We start from the raw sequence: 25,316 nt of genomic DNA, 5'->3' as shown, positions 1-25,316 counted from the left end.
ACCCCTCGGATAAAGGGCGTGGCAGGAAATTATCAAGCGTTCAGCACGCGGCCGTAGGCGTCCAGCACGGCTTCCTTCATCGTTTCCGAAACGGTCGGATGCGGGAAGATCGTGTGCATCAGCTCTTCTTCCGTCGTCTCCAGGTTCATCGCGACGACGAAACCCTGGATGAGTTCCGTCACTTCTGCACCCACCATATGGGCACCCAGAAGCTCGCCGGTCTTCTTGTCGAAGATGACCTTGCAGAGGCCCTGGTCTTCGCCAAGCGCAATCGCCTTGCCGTTGGCAACGAAGGAGAAGCGGCCGACGCGGATATCGCGGCCGAGTTCCTTGGCCTTGGCTTCGGTCAGGCCGACGGAGGCAACCTGCGGGTGGCAATAGGTACAGCCCGGAACCTTGCTCTTATCCGTCGGGTGAACATTCGGCAGGCCGGCGATCTTCTCGATGCAGACGACGCCCTCATGCTCGGCCTTGTGCGCCAGCATCGGCGGACCGGCAACGTCGCCGATCGCGTAGATGCCCGGTACGTTGGTCTTGCCGTAACCGTCGATGACGACGCAGCCGCGGTCGGTCTTCACACCAAGCGCCTCGAGGCCGAGGTTTTCGATGTTGCCCTGCACGCCGACGGCCGAAATCATGCGGTCGGCGACGATCTGCTGAACCTTGCCGTCTTCGGTTTCGACATGGGCGGTGATGCTGTTGGCAGCCTTGTCGACCTTCGTGACCTTCGCATTGGTGAAGATCTTCAGGCCGCGCTTTTCAAGCTGCTTGCGGGCGATGCCGGAGATTTCGGCGTCTTCGACCGGCATGACCGTCGGCATGACTTCGACGACGGTAACGTCGACGCCCATCGAGCGATAGAAGCTGGCAAACTCGATGCCGATGGCGCCCGAGCCCATGACGAGCAGCGATTTCGGCAGGAAGTCAGGCTTCAGCGCCTCGAAATAGGTCCAGATCAACTTGCCATCCGGCTCGATGCCGGGCAGAGCGCGCGGACGGGCGCCCGTGGCGACGATGATGTGCTTGGCGGTATAGGTGCCCTCGCCCTTGACGTTCTTCGGCACCGGATGCTGCGGCTCGACGACCGGCTTGGTCGACTTGCTGACGACGATCTCGCCCGGCTTCGTGATCTTGGCTTCGCCCCAGATGACGTCGACCTTGTTCTTCTTCATCAGGAAGCCGACGCCGTTGTTCAGACGGGCGGAAACGCCGCGCGAGCGGGCAACGACCGCCTTCACATCCGCGCTTACCTTGCCTTCGAGAACGAGGCCGTAATCCTTCAGATGGTTGGAATGATCGAGGATTTCAGCGGAGCGGAGCAGCGCCTTTGTGGGTATGCAGCCCCAGTTGAGGCAGATGCCGCCCAGGTGCTCGCGCTCGACGATCGCGGTCTTCAGGCCAAGCTGGGCGGCGCGCACGGCGGCGACATAACCGCCGGGACCGGAGCCGATGATAATGACGTCGTAATTCTCAGCCATGTGTTTCCTGCCTTATTGGTGGCGGCGGATCTAAACCGGCGCCTTGACTGTGTCAGAGACCGAGCATCATCCGCACGATCGGCTCGAGGCCGCGACCGAGCGCCCGGGTATTTTCAGCATCGAGATGTACGCCATCGAGCGGCGTGGTGACGGCGACCGTATTGGCATCGAAGAAGCCGCAGCCCAGCTCGTCGGCCAGATCGCTATAGAGCGTCGGCAGCTTGCTCGATTCCTTGACTGCGCCGAGATAGCTGGCCGCAAAAGCGGCATTGGCGGTCTCGGAGATTGTCGGCGGGGCGACGATGAGGATATCGGGCACCTCGTAGTCGAACCCCCAAGCATGATTGCGCACGAGCTGGACCAAGCGGCTGATGCCCTGCAGAGCGGCGAAAGCCGAGCCGGCGACGACCGGCTTCATATCGTTGGTCCCCAGCAGGATAATCACGAGATCGAGCGGGTTGTGGCTCTGCAAGATCGTCGGCAGGATCCTCGCGCCGTTGCGGTCGCAATCGGCAAGATGATCGTCGAACGCCGTCGTGCGGCCGTTCAATCCTTCCGGGATCACGCGAACCTGGTTGCCGAGCGCCTTTTGCAGCACGCTCGGCCACCGATCTTCATAGGCATGACGGCCGACCGTTTCGGCACTGTAGCCCCATGTCAGCGAGTCGCCGTAACACAGAACAGTCTTGGTCATTCATGCCTCCGTATCGCAGCAAGGCTCAGACGAGCATCCCCATCGGATTTTCGATGTAGCCCTTGAAGGCTGCCAGGAGCTCGGCGCCAAGCGCACCGTCGACGGCACGATGGTCGGTCGACAGCGTGACGGTCATCACGGTGGCAATCGCCATTTCGCCCTTCTTGACGATGACGCGCTGCTCGCCCGCGCCGACCGCCAGAATGGTCGCATGCGGCGGGTTGACGACGGCAGCGAAGTTCTTGACGCCCATCATGCCCATGTTCGACACGGCCGTGGTGCCACCCTGATACTCCTCAGGCTTCAGCTTGCGCTCCTTGGCGCGCTTGCCGTAATCCTTCATCTCGTTGGAGATGGTCGAGAGCGTCTTCTGGTCGGCGCTGCGGATGATCGGCGTGATCAGGCCGCCCGGAATGGAAACGGCAACGCCGACATCCGCATGCTTGTGCTTGACCATGTTGCTGTCGGTCCAGGATACGTTGGCATCCGGAACGTCACGCAGTGCCAGCGCCAGGGCCTTGATGACCATGTCGTTGACCGAGAGCTTATAGGCCGGCACACCGTCCTTCGACTTCGGAGCGGAATCGTTGAGCTGCGTGCGGAGCGCCAGAAGCGCATCGAGTTCGCAATCGACCGAGACGTAGAAGTGCGGGATCGTCTGCTTGGATTCCTGCAGGCGCTTGGCGATCGTCTTGCGCATACCGTCATGCGGCACGAGCTCGTAGGAACCGGGCTCGAACAGCTTGAGGACGGCATCGTCCGACATGCCCTTCGGTGCTGCCGGAGCAGCAGCGGCAGCCGGCTGTGCAACCGGTGCTGCTGCGGGAGCAGCCTTTGCGGTACCGCCGGAAATCGCAGCCTCGATATCCTTCTTGATGACACGACCATGCGGGCCGGAGCCGTCGAGTGCCGCAACATCAATGCCGGCGTCCTTTGCAAGACGGCGGGCGAGCGGAGACGCGAAGGTGCGATGACCGTCGTTTGCGGCCGGAGCCGATATAGCGGGTGCCGGAGTGGATGCAGCCGGAGCCGCAACGATTGCCGGAGCGGGTGCGGCCGCCGGGGCTGTTTCCGCCTTCGGAGCAGGAGCCGCAGCAGCGCCAGCACCGGAAGCCGCAGCCGCGACATCTTCGCCATCGGCAGCGAGCACGGCGATCAGGGCATTGACCTTCACGCCTTCGGTGCCGGCAGGAACGACGATCTTGGCGACGGTGCCTTCATCGACGGCCTCGACTTCCATCGTTGCCTTGTCAGTCTCGATCTCGGCGATCACGTCGCCGGACTTGATCTTGTCGCCTTCCTTGACCAGCCACTTGGCGAGGTTACCCTCTTCCATGGTCGGCGAGAGGGCAGGCATGGTGATGTTGATAGGCATCGATGAGCCCTCCCCTTACTTGTAGCAAACGGCCTTTACCGCATCGACCACTTCGGCGACGCTCGGGAGCGCCAGCTTTTCGAGGTTGGCGGCATATGGCATGGGTACGTCCTTGCCAGCAATCGTCAGGATCGGCGCATCGAGATAGTCGAAGGCCTGCTGCATGACGCGGGTGGCGATTTCCGTGCCGACGGAGGACTGCGGATAGCCTTCCTCGACGGTGACCAGACGGCCGGTCTTCTTGACCGACTCGATGACCGTCGGAAGATCCATCGGACGGATGGTGCGCAGGTCGATGAGTTCGACATCGATGCCCTGGGCTTCCAGCTCGGCGACGGCCTTCGTGGCATAGGTCATGCCGATGCCGAAGGAGACGACCGTGACGTCCTTGCCCGGACGGTGGATGCGGGCCTTGCCGATCGGCAGAACGAAGTTATCGAGCTTCGGCACGTCGAAGTGCTGACCGTATAGAATTTCGTTCTCGAGGAAGATGACCGGGTTCGGATCGCGGATGGCAGCCTTCAGCAGGCCTTTGGCGTCGGCTGCCGTGTACGGCATGACGACCTTCAGGCCTGGAATTTGGCTGTACCAGGCAGCATAGTCCTGGCTGTGCTGAGCGCCGACGCGGGCTGCTGCGCCGTTTGGGCCGCGGAAGACGATCGGAGCGCCCATCTGGCCGCCGGACATATAGAGCGTCTTGGCAGCGGAGTTGATGATCTGGTCGATCGCCTGCATGGCGAAGTTGAACGTCATGAACTCGACGATCGGGCGAAGGCCGGCCATAGCGGCACCGACGCCGATACCGGCAAAACCGTGCTCGGTGATCGGGGTGTCGATGACGCGGCGTGCGCCGAATTCCTGCAGCAGGCCCTGGGTCACCTTGTAGGCGCCCTGATACTCGGCCACTTCCTCACCCATGACGAAAACGTCGGGATTGGCGCGCATTTCTTCGGCCATCGCGTCGCGCAGTGCTTCACGCACCGTCATAGACACCATTTCAGTGCCGGCCGGAATTTCCGGATCGGCGGCTGCGGCAACCTTCGGCTGAGCCGGAACCGGTGCCGCTGCAGGCGCCGGAGCGGCGGCGGCAGCTTCGGTCTTTACCGGCTGGGCGGCAGGTGCTGCCTTGGCAGACGAAATAGCGTCGGCAGATTCACCGTCCTGCAAGAGGATGGCGATCTTGGTGTTGACCTTGACGCCTTCGGTGCCGGCGTCGATCAGCAGCTTGCCGATCGTGCCTTCGTCGACAGCTTCCACTTCCATGGTGGCCTTGTCGGTTTCGATTTCGGCAATGACGTCACCGGAAACGACCTTGTCGCCTTCCTTCTTGAGCCATTTCGAAAGGGTACCCTCTTCCATCGTCGGAGAAAGGGCGGGCATGAGAATGTCGATGGGCATAGTGTCCCTCCCCGATTTAGAGCAGAATGTCGGTGTAGAGCTCGGATGCATCCGGCTCAGGATCGTTCTGGGCGAAATCGGCGCTGTCGGCAACGATCTCGCGGACATCCTTGTCGATATCCTTCAGATCGTCTTCGCTTGCCCAGCCCTTTTCGAGCAGGCGAGCGCGAACCTGCTCGATCGGGTCATGTTCGGAGCGCATCTTCTGCACTTCATCCTTGGAACGATACTTCGCCGGGTCGGACATGGAGTGACCGCGATAACGATAGGTCATCATTTCGAGGATGATCGGACCATTGCCGGAGCGGCAATGCGCAACGGCTTCGTCAGCCGCGGCCCTGACCGCACGAACGTCCATGCCGTCGACCTGGATGCCAGGAATGCCGAAGGAAGCGCCGCGCTTGGAGAAATCGGCCTGCGCGGTAGCGCGGGCGGTCGAAGTGCCCATGGCGTATCGGTTGTTTTCGATCACGAAAATCACCGGCAGCTTCCACAGCTGCGCCATGTTGAAGCTTTCGTAGACCTGGCCCTGGTTGGCAGCGCCGTCGCCGAAATAGGCGACACTGACATTGTCATTGCCGCGATACCAGTTGGCAAAGCCGAGACCGGTGCCGAGCGAGACCTGCGCGCCGACGATGCCATGGCCGCCATAGAAGTTCTTTTCCTTGGAGAACATGTGCATGGAGCCGCCCTTCCCTCGGGAATAGCCGCCCTTACGTCCGGTCAGCTCGGCCATGACGCCGCGCGCGCTCATGCCGGTTGCGAGCATATGGCCGTGGTCGCGATAGCCGGTAATGATCTGGTCGCCATCCTTCAGCGCCATCTGCATGCCGACGACGACAGCTTCCTGGCCGATGTAAAGGTGACAGAAGCCGCCGATGAAGCCCATGCCGTAAAGCTGGCCGGCTTTCTCCTCGAAGCGGCGGATCAAGAGCATCTCACGATAAGCCTTGAGCTCCGCATCACGATCGAAATCTGCGATCGGACCGCCATTGGTTTCTTTGGCAGGTCTTGATGCTGTCTTACGGCTGGAAACGGACGCGTTCTTTCGCGGCGCCATTCAACCCTCCCTGTGTGAGTAGCCTCGTTTGTGGTGAAGCTAACATAGGCAAGATTGTTCGCCACAGCAATGCTATAATTGCATGGCTCATATTCTCTGCAAACTATTGATATAAATCGCAAAAACACAATTAACCGGAATTCGGTTAATTGTGGCTATTTATTGAAAATGACGATTTCGTTCGCCTTGGAGTAGGTCAATTGGTAGCGCGCATGCTGGTCGAGCATATCCTTATCCAGGGAGCCGTCACTGAGCAGAGCGACCTCCTTTTCAAGGTGCTCGCGCCTGGCAACCAGATCCGCCAATTCCTTGCCACGGTCGATGCGGCGCTGTTCGAAAACCTCCGTCGCCTTCAGGCCGTAGTCGCCGTGAACGCAATGATAACCGAAGTAACTCACAAAAGCGATCGTGATGGCGGGAAGAACGAAACGACCGAACTTTCTCTTCTTATGATACTTTGTCCACATACTCGCTCGAAACGCTCTGCCGTTAGGCGATCCCATCACGACCCACGCTGCAAGCATTGCAGCCAGAGACAAGATCACATCAAATCAAACACCTAGAGCTAATTTAACTGGCAGAGATTAACCGTCCGTTGACTCTAACTGCGCGGGTCAACAAAAAACCGCGCCCTGGGGCGCGGTTCGATTTCAACGGATATAATGCAGCCGCGGATCCAATGGAATCCAGCGGATCTGGCATCAGCCGCGCAAGATGGAGCGGCCGGCATATTTTGCCTGCGGGCCGAGCGCTTCCTCGATGCGGATGAGCTGGTTGTACTTGGCAAGACGGTCGGAGCGCGACAGCGAGCCGGTCTTGATCTGGCCGCAGTTGGTGGCAACCGCAAGATCGGCGATCGTGGAGTCTTCCGTTTCGCCCGAGCGGTGCGACATGACGGCCGTGTAGTTGGCCTTGTGCGCGGTTTCGACGGCGTCGAGGGTCTCGGTCAGCGAGCCGATCTGGTTGACCTTGACGAGGATCGAATTGGCAACGCCCATGCGGATACCGTCGCGCAGACGAGCGGAGTTGGTGACGAACAGGTCGTCGCCGACGAGCTGCGTCTTCTTGCCGATCAGGTCGGTCAGCGTCTTCCAGCCTTCCCAGTCGTCTTCAGCCATGCCGTCTTCGATCGAGACGATCGGGTACTTGGCGGCGAGTTCCGCCAGGTATTCGGCCATTGCGCCGGATTCCAGCGTGCGGCCTTCACCTTCGAGCACGTACTTGCCGTCCTTGAAGAATTCGGTCGAAGCGCAATCGAGGCCGAGAGCGATTTCTTCGCCTGGCTTATAACCAGCCTTTTCGATCGACTTCATGATGAAGTCGAGGGCTGCCGGGGCGCTGGAAAGACCCGGAGCAAATCCGCCTTCGTCGCCGACGTTGGTGTTGTGGCCCTGCGACGCCAGTTCCTTCTTCAGAACGTGGAAGATTTCCGAACCCATGCGAACGGCGTCGCGAATGGATTCAGCGCCAACCGGCAGGATCATGAATTCCTGGAAGTCGATCGGGTTGTCGGCGTGAGCGCCGCCGTTGATGATGTTCATCATCGGAACCGGCAGCAGGCGGGCGTGAGCGCCGCCGACGTAACGATAGAGCGGCAGGTTGGCGCTCTGGGCAGCAGCCTTGGCAACAGCGAGCGAGACGCCGAGGATAGCGTTGGCGCCGAGGCGCGACTTGTTCGGCGTGCCGTCGAGCTCGATCATGATGTTGTCGAGCTGGATCTGGTTTTCAGCATCCATGCCGCCGATCGCGTCGAAGATTTCCGAGTTAACGGCTTCGACAGCCTTTTCGACGCCCTTGCCGTGATAGCGCTTGCCGCCATCGCGCAGCTCGACAGCTTCATGTGCGCCGGTCGAGGCGCCCGACGGAACCGCCGCGCGGCCCATGCTGCCATCTTCAAGGTAGACATCGACTTCGACAGTCGGATTGCCACGGCTGTCGAGAATCTCGCGGGCGATAATGTCGGTGATTGCGGTCATGATAGCTTCCTGCTCGCTGGTTTATAAATCGATTTAAATCGTTTTAATCGAAGGTGTGGAAATTACAATGTCGATCCACACCGTTGATTTGGCACCCTTACAGGCCGCGTAGCGCAAATTCATGTCAGCCTGTTGAACACCCGTATTTCTCAAGCCTTGGCGATGGCGTCAAAGGCCAGCAACTTCTCCAGAAGCCGCGGCATATCCTTCAAATAGACCATGTTCGGACCGTCCGAGGGCGCGTTGTCCGGGTCCTCATGGGTTTCGACGAAGACGCCCGCAACGCCAACGGCAACGGCGGCACGCGCTAGCGTCTCGACGAATCGGCGATCCCCCCCGGTCGAGCCACCCTGCCCGCCGGGCTGCTGCACCGAATGGGTCGCATCGAAGATCACCGGTGCGCCCATCGATGCCATGATCGGCAGCGAGCGCATGTCGGAGACGAGTGTGTTGTAGCCGAAGGAAGCGCCGCGCTCGCACAGAAGAATGTTCGGGTTGCCGCTGTCGTTCAGCTTGGCAAGCACGTTCTTCATGTCCCAGGGGGCAAGGAACTGCCCCTTCTTGACGTTGACGACGCGGCCGGTCTTGGCGGCGGCGACAAGAAGATCGGTCTGGCGCGACAGGAAGGCTGGGATCTGCAGGATGTCGACCGTCTTGGCGACGACAGCGCATTGCTCTTCCGTGTGGATGTCGGTCAGAACAGGAAAGCCGTACTCCTTTTTCAGATCGGCAAAGACTTCCATGGATGTTTCAAGGCCAATGCCGCGCTTGCCAGAGAGCGACGTGCGGTTCGCCTTGTCATAGGACGACTTGTAGACAAGGCCGATGCCGAGCTTCTCGCAGAGTTCCTTCAGGACGCCGGCAACCATGAACGCATGCTCGCGGCTTTCCATCTGGCAGGGACCGGCAATCAGGGAGAGCTTGGCGGTGTTGGAAAACAGAACCTTAGAAGCTCCTTCGCCGACGATCACTTCGGAATTCGTGCTCATGCTATCTCCTCGAAGGCGAACAACGCGCCCTGTTCGGGCGCCAGCCGTGCCAAAATACGATTGTTCTTACGCGTATATGTGACGCCGTTAGCAGCGAAATGCGACGATGTCACGGAAAGATCGCGCGTTTTGAAAAGGATTGCTCGCGCCCGCAAGCCCGGATCATGATCGCCGACCCGCAAATCGTAAAATGCTTCTATACCTTGCGGCGTCAGAAGCTCGATATCGGCGTTGGCCGCCTTGATCGTCAGCCCGAAGGAGTGCTCAAAAATTCGAGGGTTGCCGACGACGTGCTCGAAGAAGCTGCGGAACGCGGCCGGCTTGGTTGCCGACATCGCCACCCGCGCAATGCCGGTCACGGCGTTCTCATGGCGCTCGAGCGCGCCGCGGTCCGCCGGCAGCGGATTGATGCGTTGGCAGCAGAAGGCCAGAAAATCCGGCGCACGCAGGTCGGCGGCAAAGGCCAGGCGAAAACCGGCCGTGGTTTGCGTTCCATCCGGCATCCTCAGGGGCCGGGAGAAATCCAGCATCCGCCCCGCCGAGATCGTGGCAGCCCTGAAACGTTTGTCATCCACAGCAGCATCATCGGTACCGAAAACCACTGCCGAGAAACCATCCTCGCTGACACGGAAGCGATAGGCCTGATCGCGCGCGACGAAGACATTGCCATCGGCAATGCTCGTCTCGCATTGCTCTTGCGACGCCACGCCCAGAGGTTCGAGATAGGTCTTGTCGGCAAAGAAGACGCAGGCATTCTCGGTGCCGAAAGGATGACGCGCATCCGGAGCCACGGTAAAGCCGAGCTTACCGAGACGTTCACGCGCCAGAGCGATGTTGACGGTCGGCAGCACGAGATGATCCAGCGGGTGCGGCGATGAAATCATGGTTTCTCCTGTTTCCCTGCAGGTGCAGATTTGCGCCTATCCGTCGCCTAATTCAAGATGGAAGCAACGAGCACAAAGCAGGCGGCGTGAACGAAACGCAATCTCGGAAACGTGATTACTGATTCTCTTCCATAGCGGGCTTATCCGACGAAGTGTCGTACGCGTAGAGGCATCAGACGCACCCGCTGAACCAGGAAAGTCTTCGTGGCGGTACGGACGGCATTTCCTATATTTATCCGCAGGTTAGCGCAGACGTGACGTGCAAGTGTCTTCAGGCGATACATTCGACAGTGATAATTATTTAATTGCCCGAACAAGGCTTTACCGAAATTTAAGCACTTGCGGAACACATATGGAACATATAGTGTCCGTTCTGGATTTGTTTCACGACTTTTTCTTGATCTGGGGTTCCAAGACGATGTTGACGCGCAAGCAGCAGGAACTGCTTCTCTTCATTCACGAACGCATGAAGGAGTCCGGTGTTCCACCATCTTTCGACGAGATGAAGGATGCGCTGGATCTTGCATCGAAGTCCGGAATTCACCGGCTGATCACGGCGCTCGAGGAGCGCGGCTTCATCCGCCGACTGCCGAATCGCGCCAGGGCGCTTGAAGTCATCAAGCTGCCGGATGCCTATAATTCGAGTTTGCAGCAGCGACGCGGCTTTTCGCCGAGCGTCATCGAAGGCAGCCTTGGCAAGCCCCAGCCCGTTGCCCCGCCGGCTCCACCGAAAGTGGCAAATGACGATCACAATAGTGCGGTATCCGTGCCGGTCATGGGCCGCATCGCGGCAGGCGTTCCGATCTCGGCCATTCAGAACAATACGCATGATATAACCGTTCCCGCCGACATGCTTGGTGCAGGCGATCACTATGCCTTGGAAGTACGGGGCGATTCGATGATCGATGCCGGCATTTTCGATGGCGATACGGTCATTATCCGCAATTCGACGACTGCCAATCCGGGCGATATCGTCGTCGCTCTCGTCGACGATGAAGAGGCAACGCTGAAGCGCTTCCGCCGCAAAGGCGCCTCGATCGCTCTCGAAGCCGCCAATCCGGCCTACGAGACCCGTATCTTCGGGCCTGACCGGGTCAAGGTTCAGGGAAAGCTGGTCGGCCTTATTCGCCGTTATCACTAGCCGGTGATGGCCGCGATCCGATGGGAGCACCGAACGTTCCGGTGCGCCAATCGTAGGTCCGATGCCGGGTCCATGGGCGCTGAGGATTTTCGAATGCTGTGGAGACGATAGGGATGTCGCCGCGCAGGTCCATTTCGACTGATCCGCTTCGCCGCAACGTCGCGCCGGTAAAGAGCATCGCGCCTGAGCGGCAGCGGTCGAGACGCAGGCGTATCGCTGTCACGACGATATTGGCCGTATCGCAGGCCGGTGGCAGATAGGCTGCGTTTTCGATGGTGACCAGAATGGTCCCATTCTCAAGCATTGCAACGCACCATGCGCCTTTCTGGCAGGCGAAGCTCCCCTGCATCGTCTGATCGAGGGCCTCTCCCATTGCCTTGCGTACCGCCTTCTGTTCGTCCGCGCTTAATCGGCGACGGCGCTCCTTCTTGCTGACCTGAGGAAGCCGGCTATCGGCAGGAAGGATCGTTGGAGGCTGGTGCTCAGCTGCAACCAGTGCCTTCTGCCATTGCTCGAAAATAAAGGTCTGTGGTCTTTCACGATTAGTCGCCAATATCCCGTCCTGCCTGAGAGCAACCAGGGCACCGTCCTCGGAGATCATCAGATCAGGCTTCTGCACGCCGGAGCCGAATGCCGCCGCGCCAATCGTCGCAAGCAGCAAGACGAAGCCCAGATGGCGCAGCCTGGTTCGCAGCACACTCATGATCAGAAAGCCGGCGATGAACGTCGGCATCAACCATGCCGGCTGGCGTCCGAACGTGATATCGCCGCCCCAGCCGGCAGGTGTCTTGGCAACAAGGATGACGAGCTCCAGTCCCTCGCCGGTGACTTTCCAGAATGGCCCGTCGAGGCCGAAAGGCATGAGCAGCATGGCGACCATGCCGAATGGCATGACGATAAAGGAGACAATAGGCATGGCGGCAAGATTGGCGGCAAGGCCGTATGTCGCCAGTCGGTGAAAATACTCTATCGAGAAGATCGCGGTCGAAGCGCCACCGATGAACGAGGTCGATAATATGCCGCCGAAGAAACGCGAAACGAACAGCAGCGGACTCAGGAACTTCGACCGTGAAAGGATGTTTTCACGATGCCGCCTTCGTTTCCAGAGCGTGTAGCCCGACACCAGCGCCAGCGTTGCGGCATAGGACATCTGAAAGCTCGGCCCGAGCACCTGCGATGGTGAGAGAACGAGAATGACAATCGCAGAGAGCGCCACATTGCGGAGACTGATCGACGGCCGGTCGAGCAGGACCGCAACCAGCATGATCGCCATCATGATGAAAGCCCGCTCGGCCGACACGCCGAAGCCGGAAATTAGGTAATAGGCGGTCACTGTAACCAGCGCGCCGAACGCGGCGATCTTCTTGGTTGGCCACGCCTGAACCAGACCTGGGAACAGGCTGAACAGGTATCGCAGGCCGACATAGAAGATGCCGGCCGAAAGCGCCATGTTCAGGCCGGAAATGGCAATGATGTGGGTCAGCCCGGCAACTCGCAGCGCCTCGGTCGTATCATCCGAAATCGCTCGTCTCTCATCGGTGACAAGTGCCGCTGCAAAGGCGCCGGCATCACCAGGCAAGGTCCGTCTGATCCTGTCGCCTATGCTGTTGCGAAGGCCGGCAAGCCAGATATCCGCCTTATCCAGCAGCGAGTTTTCCGCAGCATCACCGTTCGGAGACAACAATGTCAGGGTTCCGTAGGCAAAGCCATTCGCACCGATGCCGTTAAAGTAGGAGCTGAATGCGAAATCGTTGAGGCGAGGCAGCGCAGGGCCTGCCGGCGGCGTCAGGCGCGCCCTGCCCTGAATACGATCGCCGAGATTGAACGGTTCCGCCTGCTTGCGCACGAAGATCGTCACGCGTTCCGGCGGCCTGTGAACGGACGGCTTCTCCGTCGCCTCGACTTTGACGACGTATCTCCATCGACCGTTGTCGTAGGTTTCGCGTCTTTCGACCCGGCCGGTCACGGTCGTCGTCACCGCCGAATCGAGCATGACGGTCGATGCCCGCCAACTCTCCAGCTGCGCCAAGGCCATACCGAGACTTATCAGCATGCCGGCGAACAGCAGATGCCGAACCAGCCGGCCGGATTCCCGCCTGAAAAGAAAGCCACCCGTCAGCAGCAGAAACCCGACCAGGATAGTCTGCGGGGGCGGATCGCTGGCGAGCGTGAACCAGAAGATCGCACCCAGGCCCATATAGATCGGCGCGAACAGGATGGCGCGGCCGTGCGCTGCCTCCTCTTCGATAAGGCGTCCAATAACGACTCGTATGTGATTGAGCGCCAGGTAGAGCCGCCCTGACAGGGGAGCATGGTCCTGCGTCCGCTCCCGTTGCTCAGCTTTGGCACGAAAGACGACTGTGGCGATGGCACGGCGATGCCGCGATGGCAGAACAAGATCCTGGCCATCCTCCTGCTGCTCCGGTGCCTCCAAATTAGGCATTCGCCGCCTGCCCCACGCAAAACTACAGCTTTCGCGCGATTTTTGCCGTCACCGTTCGGTGAATTCAACCAAAATCATCGCGATCGTGGCTAAACGGAGCTGAATGCGCTTAGCAGAATAACCCATGGCCCTAGTGCAGTGCCCAAAAGTTGATACTGCAATGCACAATTCGGCATTGGGATAACTTGGCATTAGGCTCTGGATCATATAGCTAGTCGGTAGTCGCTTAACCTTTTGGCGCTTTTTATGGCGTCAATCCCGCCAAATCTTGGAGGATCAGCATGACGGAACAAAGCGCGAAACTAACTTGGGGCGAAAAGACGGTGGACTTGCCGGTCAAAACCGGAACCATCGGCCCAAGTGTCATTGATATTGGTGCCCTTTATAAGAACACCTCCACTTTCACCTATGATCCTGGCTTCACCTCGACGGCGTCGTGCGAGTCCAGCATCACCTATATTGATGGCGACGAAGGCGTTCTCCTGCACCGCGGCTATCCGATCGACCAGCTGGCCGAACACGGCGATTTTCTCGAAGTCTGCTACCTGCTCCTTTACGGCGAACTGCCGACGGCAGCTCAGAAAAAGGACTTCGACTATCGGGTCGTGCACCACACCATGGTGCATGAGCAGATGTCGCGTTTCTTCACCGGTTTCCGCCGCGATGCGCATCCGATGGCCGTCATGTGCGGCTGCGTTGGCGCTCTGTCGGCCTTCTACCATGACTCGACCGATATCACCGATCCGCATCAGCGCATGGTCGCAAGCCTGCGCATGATCGCCAAAATGCCGACGCTCGCCGCCATGGCCTACAAGTACCATATCGGCCAGCCCTTCGTTTATCCGAAGAACGATCTCGACTACGCATCGAACTTCCTGCGCATGTGCTTTGCCGTTCCTTGCGAAGAATACGTGGTCAATCCGGTGCTGGCGCGCGCCATGGACCGCATCTTCATCCTGCATGCCGACCACGAGCAGAATGCATCGACCTCGACGGTTCGCTTGGCCGGCTCGTCGGGTGCCAATCCGTTCGCCTGTATCGCAGCGGGCATTGCCTGCCTCTGGGGCCCGGCTCACGGCGGCGCCAACGAAGCTGCGCTCAATATGCTCAGCGAAATCGGCTCGGTCGACCGCATTCCGGAATACATTGCCCGCGCCAAGGACAAGAACGACCCGTTCCGTCTGATGGGCTTCGGTCACCGCGTTTACAAGAACTACGACCCGCGCGCCAAGATCATGCAGAAGACGGCGCACGAAGTTCTCGGCGAACTCGGCATCAAGGACGATCCGCTGCTCGACATCGCAATCGAGCTCGAGCGCATCGCACTCACCGATGAGTACTTCATCGAGAAGAAGCTCTATCCGAACGTCGACTTCTACTCCGGCATCACGCTGAAGGCTCTGGGCTTCCCCACGACCATGTTCACCGTTCTGTTCGCTCTCGCCCGCACCGTCGGCTGGATCGCTCAGTGGAACGAGATGATCGAGGATCCGCATCAGCGCATCGGCCGTCCGCGCCAGCTCTACACGGGCGCACCGCTGCGCGAATACGTTCCGGTTTCCAAGCGTTAAGCCTCGGAAATAACATTAGAAAAGCCGGTCAGAAATGACCGGCTTTTTTGTTGGACAAGACCTCAAGAACGATTGCCGCCGCCTTGTCGCCGGGCGGCTCCTCCGTCTGCATGCGCTGCCAGACCAGATCGTAACCGGCAAGCATTGCCGCTTGCTCGGGAGTGTCGGTCGAAAGACGCTCCATGTATCGGGCAAGCAGGCCGGGCCGCAAGACATCATTGATGAGCTCGGGCAGGACGGCGTAGTCGACAATGAGGTTCGGCAGAGCTGCCGTCCATACCTTGATGCGCGACATCACTAACCTGGCGAGCCACTCCGTCTTGTAAGTCGAAACGACGGGAACGCCGGCCAGACCCAACTCCAGGATCACCGTGCCTGATGCAGCCATTGCGGCATCAGCGAGAGCGAATGCTTGCCACTTTGCACGCTGGCCGACAAGAACTTCCGGCTTGGCACTCCAGCTCTCAAGCAGAGAACGCACCAGAGCCTCCTGCTTCGGCACAGTCGGTAGCAGATAGCGTACGTTATCGTTTCTCCGGCTAAGCTCTTCGGTAGCCCGCTCAAAAACAGGCAGAAGCTGGCGTATTTCCGAGCCACGCGAGCCGGGCAGGAGAAGCACGGTCTTCAGGTCGCTTCCCGCCTTTATATCGCGCAGTGCGCGCTGCCGGCGTGTCTCGAGCAGATCGGCATCGACAGTCAGCCGATGGCCGACATAGGTCGTCGCCGGGCCGCCCAGCCGTTGCATGGCTTCCGGCTCGAACGGGAGCACCGCCAGCACATGATCGACATAGGCGAGCATTTTCTGCGCGCGATATTCCTTCCACGCCCATACACTAGGGCAGACGTAGTTGACGATCGGCAGATCAGGGAGCACCTTGCGCACCCTTTTCGCCACGCGATGCGTGAAATCCGGGCTGTCGATAATGAGGAGAATGTCGGGTTTCGCGGCGATGATGGCATCAGCCGTCTGCCGGATGCGGGCCAGCAGCTTCGGCAGGCGCTTGATCACCTGGATGAAGCCCATGATCGAGAGCTCGGAATAATCGAACAGCGACCGGAGACCCTGGGCCTCCAGCGCCTCGCCACCGACGCCGATCAACTCCACAGGGCCGTCATATTGTCGCTTCAGCGCAGCAACGAGATCGCCACCCAGCAGGTCGCCGGAAACCTCTCCCGCTATGACGGCAAGTTTCAGAGGCGCTCCGCTCAAAAGAAGCTCCCTGCGCTCAATCCTCGGTCGATCCCGCAGACGAAAATGCCCGCGTCGTCTGCCGCCGCAATCACGGCCTCGCGGTCAAGAACCAGTGCCCTGCCGGCCTCGACCGCGACGCCGGCAAGCCCTGCCTTCTTGGCGTTGAGCACGGTCGAGACGCCGATCGACGGCAGATCGGCACGAACATCCTGCTGCGGCTTGCAAAGCTTGACCAGTACGCCACGACGGCGCCTCGATATGCGCCCTTCGGCGCGCAGTTCGGCAACACGCTCGATCATCTTATCGGTGCCCTCGGCACCCTCGAGCGCGACGACCCGACCACCGACGCTGACTGCGCCCTGCCCGATGTCCAGAAGTCCGAGCGCATCGGCCGCTTTGGCACCCTGCGCGATATCGCGCAGATCCTCATCCGACGGGGAAAACCGGCCCAGAAGGCCCGTGGTCGCCAGTAAATCGGGGGCAATTTCATGCGCGCCCACGACGCGAACGCCGCCGGCCTCGATCAGACGAATGACCATTTGCAGAACGGCATTATCGCCGCCCGAAAGGAGCGTTCGTATAGTCTGGGGCAATTCCTTGATGACGCGCCAAGTCGGATGCACTTCGCGCCAGGCAGGACGCCGCGCCACGCCGCCGGACATGACGACACGATCCACGCCGTAACGACGAAACGTTGCTTCAAGTCCGGCAAAGTTACCGACACCGAGATTGGCGTGATCGAAGCTGGACCAATCACGATCCGCCTCATTCGTCAGCGCGATGACGACCGGGTCTTCGCCAGCCTGACGGGCGGCCTCGGCGACATAAACGGGCAAAAAGCCACTGCCTGCGATGATCGCCAGTCTGCCCCCGCCGTTTTGGCTGGCCGAAACCACGTCAGCTCTTGCCGCGATTGGGGGACGACAGCGCGCGATCGCTTTCGGCTGCGATGAAATCAAGGATCTCCATCGCCTCCTTGCAATCGGCATACTCCTCGCGGATCGCCGCTGCATTGTCCCTAATCGAACCTTCGCCCTCGAAAATGCTCTTGTAGGCACGTCGAACCCGGTGAATGACCGCACGGTCTATGCCCGCACGCGTCATGCCGACGATGTTGAGACCGGAAAGTACGCCCGGATTTCCGTTCAGCATGCCATAGGGAATGACATCGTAACTTGCGGCAGAAAGCCCGCCGACGAAGGCTTGCCGGCCGATGCGGGTAAACTGATGCACTGCGCAGCCGCCTCCGAGGATGGCCCGGTCTTCAACGACCACATGTCCTGCCAGCATGACGTTGTTCGACATGATGACATGATTGCCGACGCGGCAATCATGCGCCACATGCGAATTGGCCAGGAACAGATTGTTGTTGCCAACAATCGTCTTGCCGCCGAAATCGGTCGTGCCGGTGTTCATCGTCACACCCTCGCGGATCGTGCAGTTCTCACCGACATCCAGCGTCGTCTCTTCGCCGCCGTGGTGAACGCTTTGCGGGTCGCCGCCGACAACCGCCATCGGGAATATCTTCGTTCCCTTGCCGATCGTCGTGCGACCGGTAACAACGGCATGTGTCAGCAAATGAACATCGTCATGCAGCACAACCTTGGGGCCAACGTGGCAAAAGGGCCCGAGCACGACATTCTCACCAACGACGGCACCATCCTCAACGACCGCGAGCTTATGGATGCGCGCGCTTTTTGCGATGCTGCTCATGCTTCGTTCTGATCCTTCCGCACGATCATCGCCCCGATATCCGCTTCGGCAACCAGGTTGCCATCGACCTTGGCGTCGCAATGGAATTTCCAGATGGTACCGCGCTGCTTCAGCTTGGCAACATGAAATTCGACACGATCACCCGGAACAACCGGTTTGCGGAAACGGGCGTTGTCGATCGTCATGAAGTAGACGAGATTTCCGCCGATACCATCTTTCCGTGCACAGATCGCACCGGCCGTTTGCGCCATGCCTTCAATGAGCAAAACGCCCGGCATGATAGGCGACCCCGGGAAATGTCCGGTGAATTGCGGCTCATTCGCCGTTACGTTCTTGATGCCGATCGCGGAGTTATCGCTATCGATCTCGATGATCTTGTCGACCATCAGGAAAGGATAGCGATGCGGCAACAGCTTCATTATTTCCAGAACATCGGCCGACGACAATGACGTCTTGGCTTCCTCAGTCATGCTCCGCACTCCCGTCTTTCTTGTCTCTGGCTCCTGACCGCTTCGCGATCTCCGCCGACTCTCTCAGAAAATCCCATAGCGGCCGCGCTGGAAGACCAGCATAGCGCTCGCCCGCCGGAATATCATTCATAACACCACTCTTGGCGCCGATCTGCACGCCGTCGCCGATGTGGATATGCCCGTTGAGGCCAGCCTGGCCACCGATCTGCACACCATCGCCAACCACCGTACTGCCGGCGATACCGACCTGACTGACGATAGCACAGTGGCGACCGATGCGGACGTTATGTCCGATCTGCACCTGGTTGTCGATCTTGGTGCCCTCACCGATCACGGTGTCATCCATCGTGCCCCGGTCGATCGTCGTATTGGCGCCGATCTCGACGTTGTCCTGGATGATGACCCGGCCAATCTGCACGATCTTGATCATGCCGCGCGGCCCCGGCGCATAGCCGAAGCCATCCTGACCGATGCGCGCGCCATTGTGGATGATGACACCATTGCCGAGATATGCGCAGAGCACGCTCGCGCCGCCGCCGATGCTGCAATTGCGTCCGATCTTCACGCCCGGCCCGATAAGGGCATTGGCGCCGATATAGGTCCCCTCGCCGATCTCAGCGCCCGCACCGATGACCGCACCAGGCTCGACGCCAACATTGGCCTCCAGCTTCGCCGTCGCATCGATTACCGCTGCGGGCGATACGGTCGCCGGATTAGACGTGAACGTAACGGGGCGCATTGCTTCCGGATGCAGCAACGCACCGGCAAGCGCAAAATCCGTATGCGGCTTTTTGGATAGAAGCACCGGAATATGCTCGGGGATGAAAGACTTCAGCGCCGGCAAACAGATGATTGCCGAAGCCTTGCAGGTCTCCAGCTCAGCGCGATTCTTCCGAGAAAGAATGTAGCAAATATCGCCCTCGCCTGCGCGATAGACGGGAGCAATCGATCTGATGACGACCTCCGAAGAGGCCTCATCAGCAAGCTCCACCCCAAGATGTACAGCCAGTTGTTTCAAGCTGACGCCACCATGGGGTGGGAAAAAACCAGTATGTTCCATAAGCACCAGCTCCAGAACGGTGTTCAAGCCCGCAGTTCTGGACTGCCGATATCAGAACTGATTGGCGATGCCAAACCGGAAATTCTGAACCTTGTCGTAGCTTTCCTTGGCGACCGGCACTGCGTAGTCGACACGGATAACACCGAACGGCGAAGACCAGATCAGACCAGCACCGAGCGAAGCTCGAAGCGAGCTGTCGTTGTTCAGCGTATCACCGAAGAGGTTTGCCTTATTGCCATAAAGCGTACCTGCATCAGCGAAAGCTGCTATGCGAAGGCCGATATCCTGCGGGACGCCCGGCATCGGCATGCTCGCTTCAGCCGAAGCGGTGAAGTAGGTCGTACCACCGAGCGGGTCGCCATGCGACGAACGCGGGCCGATACCAGCATTCTCGAAGCCGCGGATTTCACGACCACCGAGGGTGAACTGATCGAAAACGTTCAGCTTGCCATCCGTCGGCATCACGTAACCCGCACCGACCGTCAGCGAGCCGATGATATCGGCTTCGTCGCTGATCATGTGGTAGTAACGAGCCTTGCCGCTCAACTTGTAGAAGTTGGAGTCGCCGCCGAGGCCTGCAAATTCATGCGTGAACTTGGCGATGAGACCTTCACGCGGCAGATTCTGGTCGTCCAGCGTGTTGTAGGTAAAGGTCTGCGAAACCGTCGACTGGGTCCAAGGACCGTTATTGACAAGATTCAGATACGGAGCCGAAAGATTGTTCTGCCAATCATTCGTGCCATCATAGGTCAGACGCTTGTAGTTGTAGCGCAGGGTCGTCGCCAGGTTCTCGGTGATCGGCGCAGTGACGCGCAGCGAGAAGCCTTCTTCCGAATAGTCGTAGAAGTCGTCGCTCGAGGTCTGGTTCTTGAAGATATCAAAACCGGCAGCCAGACGATAACCGAGGAAGTAGGGCTCGGTGAACGAGATATTGTAGGTACGATTGCCTTCCGTACCGGCACCTGCGGCGACGCGGATGTACTGACCGCGGCCGAGGAAGTTCTTTTCTTCAACCGAGGCTTCCAGCAGCAGACCGCCGTTGTTGCCGACAGCGTAACCAGCACCGATCCCGAACGAGCCGGTCGGCTGGTCTTCGACGTTGACGATTACGACGACACGATCCGGAGCACTGCCCTGTGCCGTCGAAACATCGACCTTCGTGAAGTAACCAAGCGCATCGAGGCGACGCTTGGCGCGCGTGATCATTTCCTGGTTGAACGCATCGCCTTCGTTGAGATCGAACTCGCGACGGATGACGTAATCGCGCGTGCGGGTGTTGCCGCGGATTTCGATACGCTCGACATAGGCACGCTCGCCCTGGTCGACCAGATATTCGATACCGATCGTGTGGCCAGTCAGATCGCGGTTGCCGCGCGGCGTGATGCGGGCGAACGGATAACCGGCGGAAGCTACGCGCTTGGAAATGTTCTCGATCGAGGTCTGGATATCCTTGGCGCTGTAAACAGAGCCCTTCTGGGTGATAACGAGACCTTTCAGCTCGTCGGCGTTGATGCCGTCGACCGTCGAAACGACGTTGATATCGCCATAGGTGTAGCGCGGACCTTCATCGACATTGAAGTTCAGCGTGTATTCGTTGCTCTGCTCGTTCAGCGTCGCATCCGCGCTCACGATGCGGAAGTCCGCATAGCCGTGATTGTAGTAGAACTGGCGCAGAGCGTCCTGGTCGGCCTGCTGGCGATCCGGGCTGTAGACGTCCTTACGGGTCAGGAACGACAGGAAGTTGCTCTTCTTGGTGCTGATCACCGAAGCAAGACGGCCGCTGCCGTAAGCCTGGTTGCCCGAGAAGTTGATCTTGTCGATCTTGGTACGATCGCCTTCATTGATGACGAAGGCCACGTTGAGGCGGCCCTGCCCGACCTGCGCGGTCTGCGTCGTCACCTGCACATCGTTACGACCGATGGAGGCGTAGGCGTCCTTGATGGTCTTGATATCGGCCTGGACGGTAGCTTCGTTGTACGGGCCGGCAGAGTGCGTCTGGACGATGCCCTGAAGCTTGTCGTCCTTGATCTTGCGGTTGCCGTTGAAGACCACAGCGTTGATGAGCTGGTTTTCCTTGACCGAGATGACAAGGGTGCTGCCCGAAACGCTAATATGGACATCGGAGAAATATCCGGTGGCATAGAGCTGCTTCACCGAAGAATCGATGTCGCTGGGAGAGAAGCTCTTGCCGGGCTTAATCGTGATATTGTCACGGACAGCCGTTGCCCCGACGCGTTCTGCGCCCCGGACATCGACCCGCTGTATGACAGCGGCTTCCGCGACTGAGGCAGAGGCAAGGGTGATAACACCAGCACCCGACGCAACAACACCAGCAGACAGCGCTACCGCCGACACTGCGTTCAATAATCTTGAACCAGCCTTCATTTTCACTTCTTACCTTTTTTTCAGTCGTCCCCAGCCCCGAGCGAACCCGATTCCGGCCACGTGTGTCGTTTTACCCGCTTTTGACATACAAGCAAGGGAGCAAGTTAATTTCCGTTTACTTCATTTCAAAGCGTGACCCATTCGCCACTACAGCTTTGAAACATCGTAAATAAATCGTAATTTTCCTCTCGCTTTGCCCCTCTAGCCCAGCCGGGAACTAATATCATTCCATGTCGCAAACACCATGAGTGAGAGCACCATCGCAAATCCAATTCGGAAAGCGATATCCTGCGCCCGTGCACCCAGAGGTTTTCCTCTTACGGCTTCAATCGCATAGAACATCAAGTGCCCGCCATCAAGTACCGGCACAGGCATCAAATTTAATAACCCTATTGAAACAGAAAGTATGGCGGCAAACTGGAGCACCGCAGCAAAACCCAAGGTTGCCATTTGTCCCGACATTTGCGCAACCCGAATCGGGCCGCCAAGCTGATCGGCCTTCATGTAGCCGCCGATGACATTGCCGAGATACTCGAAAGTACCGGAGACGATGCTGACGGTCTGCTTCACGCCTTCGCCAAGCGCGCGGAACGGTCCATATGCCTCGTAGCGCAGTTTCAGCGGCTTCTGGCCGTCCGTGATGCCGATGGTGGCGATCTTCGCCGGCGCGCCAAAGATATCGGTCTCTTCGGACGTCTTCGGCGTCACTGTCACATCGCGCGTCTGGCCGTTGCGCTCGACGGAGAGCTTGATGGGCTTGTCGGCGTGGGAAGCGGCAAAACGCTGCACTTCGCCGATGGAGCCGACTGCATGGTCATCAACGGAAAGAATGCGGTCGCCGAGTTCGAGACCGGCTGCCGCGGCAGGGCTATCGGAGACGATCGAGCCAACCAGAGGGTCGATCGGCCCAATGCCGATGCTACCGACATTCTTCTTGTTGCCGGAAGCATCGATATCGGTGAGGGTCCCGGCAACCATCGCAAAATCGCGCATTTGGCCGTTGCGCTGCACCGTCAGCACGATGTTCTTGGCTGGGCGTTCGCTGACGTAGCGTCCGATATCGTAGTAGGTCGCGACATTATGGCCGTCGATGGCGATCAGCCGATCTCCGGTTAAGAGGCCAGCCTTGGCGGCCGGTCCGGCCGGCTCGACGGTAGTCACCAGCGGATCGACGAGTGCGATGCCGATGCGGCCCATCTCCATCTTGTTGCCGAATTGATCGGTGTCCTCGACCAGCTTCGGAACAATGCGGAAATCGCGTTTCTGACCGTTGCGCTCGACCGACAGAACGATCGTGCGCCCCGGACGCAGGCCAACATAGCGCTGCACCTCGTCGAACGTGGTGACATTGACGCCGTCGATGGCCATCAGCCGGTCGCCGGGCTCGATGCCGGCTTCGGCAGCCGCACCATCACGCGTCACCATGGCGACGACGGGATCGGCTGCAGTGCGGCCATAAATACTGAAAAGCGCGGCAAAGATGACGATGGCGAGGAGGAAATTCGCGATCGGGCCTGCAGCAACGGTTGCCGCTCTTTTCCAGAGCTTGGCACCGGCAAAGGACTGGGCGCGCTCTTCTTCCGTCATGGCCGCGAGCTGATCCGCGTCGGTCTTGCTGGAAGCATCCTCGTCGCCGAAAAAGCGCACATAGCCCCCGAGTGGAACAAGCGAAAGCTTCCAGCGCGTGCCGTGCCGGTCGGTAAATCCCGCAATCTCGGGACCGAAGCCGATCGAAAAGGCCATGATGCGGATGCCCGACCAACGGCCGATCAGATAGTGGCCCATCTCATGCACGAAAACGAGCAGCGACAGGACAAAAACAAACGTAATGACGTTGTTCGTCAAGAAACCGATAAAGCCAGCCGCGCTACCCATGCAACGATCCTGTTCGTATTAATTCAGACACCGAGCAGAACGCCGCCCAATGACAAGGTCTCGCCGCTCTTTGTCAGCGATATTACGATAGCCAACAAAAACGCCGCAAAACAAGCAAAAATTAGTCCATCGACCCGATCCATGACGCCGCCATGGCCCGGAATCAGATGGCCGGAATCCTTCACGCCGAAACGGCGCTTGATGAAAGACTCGAATAAATCGCCGATTTGGCTGCAAACGGACAGTGCCAATGCGAGCACCGGAATCCGCAAACCATCGGCGGAAAAGTAACTCCAGACGACAGCGGTTCCGGCCATGACGGCAGCAATGGCGCCACCTATGGCACCCGACCAGGTCTTGCCCGGCGATATGCGCGGCGCAAGCTTTGGGCCGCCAATCGCACGGCCGACGAAATAGGCGAAGATATCGGTTGCCCAGACGGTGGCGAAGATGAACAGCATCAGCACGAAGCCGCGAAGATCGTCATCGCGAATCTCGGCAAGGGCGATCGCGGTCAATCCGGAGTAGAACACCCCTGCAGGCAGCCACCAGCTCTTTTGGCGAATGGCGACCATGATCGCGGTGACGATGACAAAGGCAGCCAGCACCTCGAGGGAATAGACCGATTCGCCGGTCACGGTTGCACCGGCAATCACGAGGAGGCCGACCCAGCCGAGCGCATTTCCTTGCGGATCGCTTCCGTGCAGGTCAGATATCGTCGACCACTCGTAATAGACAAGCAAGCTGATCGCCGCCGCCAGGAGCCGGAAACTCAAGCCGCCATACCAAGCGGCCGCAAGAACAAGGACGGCAAGGATGATGCCGGAGATGATGCGCAGCCTGAGTTCGCGGCTCATCAGGACCCCACGGCCGCCGCCGGCTTGGCGGAAAGACCGCCAAATCGCCGATCGCGCGCGGCATATTTCTCCAGCGCTGCAAAGAAAAGATCGCGGCTGAAATCAGGCCAGTATTCCGGCATGAACATGAATTCGGAATAGGCGGCCTGCCAAAGCAGGAAGTTCGACAGCCGCTCCTCGCCGCTCGTGCGGATAATGAGGTCAGGATCGGGAATGCCGGCGGTATCCAAACGCGCGCCGACCAGCTCAGGGCCGATGTCCTGCGGACGCAGCCGCCCGGCCTCCACATCCTTTGCCAGGCTCACGAAGGCACGCGCAATCTCGTCGCGCGAGCCATAGTTGAACGCGATCACCAGCGTAAGAGCAGTGTTGTTCCTCGTGGTTTCCTCGGCTTCGAGCAGCAGCGGCAGGATATCGCCGCGCAGATTGCTGCGGTCGCCTATGACGCGGATCCGCACATTCTGTCGATGAAGCTCGGCAAGGTCTCGCCGGATGAATGCTTTGAGCAGACCGAGCAGATCGCTCACCTCGGTCTCCGGACGACGCCAGTTCTCCGAGGAGAAGGCAAACAGCGTCAGATACTTTATGCCGACATCGCCAGCTGCCCGTACCGTCTCCCGTACCGCCTCCACGCCCTTGCGATGACCCATGGTGCGCGGCAGACCGCGCGCATTGGCCCAACGCCCGTTGCCATCCATGATGATGGCAACGTGTTCAGGTACGACAGAGAACGTAGGAGCTGACATTTGGATCCG

General features: G+C 59.4%; 21 protein-coding genes. 2 read left to right on the top strand and 19 right to left on the bottom strand.

What is annotated here, in order from left to right; genetic code table 11:
• Positions 1–32: 32 nt before the first annotated feature.
• From lpdA to GA0061102_RS06820, 9 genes are all read right to left on the bottom strand, one after another.
• Positions 33–1,478: a dihydrolipoyl dehydrogenase gene (lpdA, locus tag GA0061102_RS06860; protein WP_092845207.1), complete on the bottom strand. Its 1,446-nt coding sequence runs from the start codon at positions 1,476–1,478 to the stop codon at positions 33–35.
• A gap of 52 nt (positions 1,479–1,530) precedes the next feature.
• On the bottom strand, positions 1,531–2,172 hold the full coding sequence (locus GA0061102_RS06855) for an SGNH/GDSL hydrolase family protein (protein ID WP_092845205.1): 642 nt from the start codon (positions 2,170–2,172) through the stop codon (positions 1,531–1,533).
• Between the two features lie 25 nt (positions 2,173–2,197).
• Complete coding sequence (locus GA0061102_RS06850) at positions 2,198–3,547, bottom strand: pyruvate dehydrogenase complex dihydrolipoamide acetyltransferase (protein WP_092845203.1); 1,350 nt, start codon at positions 3,545–3,547, stop codon at positions 2,198–2,200.
• A gap of 15 nt (positions 3,548–3,562) precedes the next feature.
• On the bottom strand, positions 3,563–4,945 hold the full coding sequence (locus GA0061102_RS06845; RefSeq protein WP_092845201.1) for a pyruvate dehydrogenase complex E1 component subunit beta: 1,383 nt from the start codon (positions 4,943–4,945) through the stop codon (positions 3,563–3,565).
• A gap of 16 nt (positions 4,946–4,961) precedes the next feature.
• Positions 4,962–6,005, bottom strand: a complete 1,044-nt coding sequence (gene pdhA / locus GA0061102_RS06840) for a pyruvate dehydrogenase (acetyl-transferring) E1 component subunit alpha (RefSeq protein WP_092845199.1) — start codon at positions 6,003–6,005, stop codon at positions 4,962–4,964.
• Between the two features lie 155 nt (positions 6,006–6,160).
• The gene (locus GA0061102_RS06835; RefSeq protein ID WP_092845197.1) at positions 6,161–6,472 is read right to left on the bottom strand and encodes an FtsB family cell division protein; all 312 of its coding nucleotides are present in this window, start codon (positions 6,470–6,472) and stop codon (positions 6,161–6,163) included.
• A gap of 234 nt (positions 6,473–6,706) precedes the next feature.
• A complete protein-coding gene (eno, locus tag GA0061102_RS06830) occupies positions 6,707–7,981 on the bottom strand; it encodes a phosphopyruvate hydratase (RefSeq protein ID WP_092845195.1) in 1,275 nt (424 codons plus the stop codon).
• A gap of 149 nt (positions 7,982–8,130) precedes the next feature.
• On the bottom strand, positions 8,131–8,970 hold the full coding sequence (gene kdsA, locus GA0061102_RS06825) for a 3-deoxy-8-phosphooctulonate synthase (protein ID WP_092845193.1): 840 nt from the start codon (positions 8,968–8,970) through the stop codon (positions 8,131–8,133).
• Positions 8,967–9,854, bottom strand: coding sequence for a VOC family protein (locus GA0061102_RS06820; protein ID WP_092845191.1), 888 nt, complete (start codon positions 9,852–9,854; stop codon positions 8,967–8,969). Before GA0061102_RS06820 ends, kdsA begins: the two co-directional genes overlap by 4 nt.
• 418 nt (positions 9,855–10,272) lie before the next feature.
• On the opposite strand from GA0061102_RS06820, the gene lexA reads away from it, so the two are divergent.
• The gene (gene lexA / locus GA0061102_RS06815; protein ID WP_092845306.1) at positions 10,273–10,995 is read left to right on the top strand and encodes a transcriptional repressor LexA; all 723 of its coding nucleotides are present in this window, start codon (positions 10,273–10,275) and stop codon (positions 10,993–10,995) included.
• Here lexA and GA0061102_RS06810 read toward each other — a convergent pair.
• A complete protein-coding gene (locus GA0061102_RS06810) occupies positions 10,976–13,438 on the bottom strand; it encodes a ComEC/Rec2 family competence protein (RefSeq protein ID WP_167667923.1) in 2,463 nt (820 codons plus the stop codon). The two genes, lexA and GA0061102_RS06810, sit on opposite strands and share 20 nt — an antisense overlap.
• Positions 13,439–13,719: 281 nt before the next feature.
• Between GA0061102_RS06810 and gltA the strand changes: the two genes are divergently transcribed.
• Positions 13,720–15,009: a citrate synthase gene (gltA, locus tag GA0061102_RS06805; protein WP_092845187.1), complete on the top strand. Its 1,290-nt coding sequence runs from the start codon at positions 13,720–13,722 to the stop codon at positions 15,007–15,009.
• Positions 15,010–15,037: 28 nt separating this feature from the next.
• Here the strand turns inward: gltA and lpxB are convergent, their stop codons facing one another.
• From lpxB to GA0061102_RS06760, 9 genes are all read right to left on the bottom strand, one after another.
• Entirely contained in the window at positions 15,038–16,219 is a 1,182-nt protein-coding gene (gene lpxB, locus GA0061102_RS06800; protein WP_092845185.1) for a lipid-A-disaccharide synthase, read from the bottom strand.
• Entirely contained in the window at positions 16,216–17,097 is an 882-nt protein-coding gene (locus GA0061102_RS06795) for an LpxI family protein (protein ID WP_092845183.1), read from the bottom strand. Before GA0061102_RS06795 ends, lpxB begins: the two co-directional genes overlap by 4 nt.
• 1 nt (position 17,098) lies before the next feature.
• On the bottom strand, positions 17,099–17,914 hold the full coding sequence (gene lpxA / locus GA0061102_RS06790; RefSeq protein ID WP_092845181.1) for an acyl-ACP--UDP-N-acetylglucosamine O-acyltransferase: 816 nt from the start codon (positions 17,912–17,914) through the stop codon (positions 17,099–17,101).
• Positions 17,911–18,384, bottom strand: coding sequence for a 3-hydroxyacyl-ACP dehydratase FabZ (gene fabZ / locus GA0061102_RS06785; RefSeq protein WP_092845179.1), 474 nt, complete (start codon positions 18,382–18,384; stop codon positions 17,911–17,913). The genes lpxA and fabZ overlap by 4 nt, the downstream gene beginning before the upstream one ends.
• Entirely contained in the window at positions 18,377–19,444 is a 1,068-nt protein-coding gene (lpxD, locus tag GA0061102_RS06780) for a UDP-3-O-(3-hydroxymyristoyl)glucosamine N-acyltransferase (RefSeq protein ID WP_092845177.1), read from the bottom strand. Before lpxD ends, fabZ begins: the two co-directional genes overlap by 8 nt.
• Positions 19,445–19,495: 51 nt before the next feature.
• The gene (gene bamA, locus GA0061102_RS06775; protein WP_092845175.1) at positions 19,496–21,829 is read right to left on the bottom strand and encodes an outer membrane protein assembly factor BamA; all 2,334 of its coding nucleotides are present in this window, start codon (positions 21,827–21,829) and stop codon (positions 19,496–19,498) included.
• 201 nt (positions 21,830–22,030) lie between these two features.
• On the bottom strand, positions 22,031–23,704 hold the full coding sequence (rseP, locus tag GA0061102_RS06770) for an RIP metalloprotease RseP (RefSeq protein WP_092845173.1): 1,674 nt from the start codon (positions 23,702–23,704) through the stop codon (positions 22,031–22,033).
• Between the two features lie 23 nt (positions 23,705–23,727).
• Entirely contained in the window at positions 23,728–24,561 is an 834-nt protein-coding gene (locus GA0061102_RS06765) for a phosphatidate cytidylyltransferase (RefSeq protein ID WP_092845171.1), read from the bottom strand.
• A complete protein-coding gene (locus tag GA0061102_RS06760; RefSeq protein ID WP_092845169.1) occupies positions 24,561–25,307 on the bottom strand; it encodes an isoprenyl transferase in 747 nt (248 codons plus the stop codon). Before GA0061102_RS06760 ends, GA0061102_RS06765 begins: the two co-directional genes overlap by 1 nt.
• Between the last annotated feature and the right edge of the window lie 9 nt (positions 25,308–25,316).

The sequence above is a fragment of the Martinezella miluonensis genome, from assembly GCF_900094545.1.
In the GTDB taxonomy this organism is placed as follows: domain Bacteria; phylum Pseudomonadota; class Alphaproteobacteria; order Rhizobiales; family Rhizobiaceae; genus Rhizobium; species Rhizobium miluonense.
Note: the sequence above shows the minus strand (reverse complement) of the source record. Positions and strands in the feature narration are given on the sequence as shown.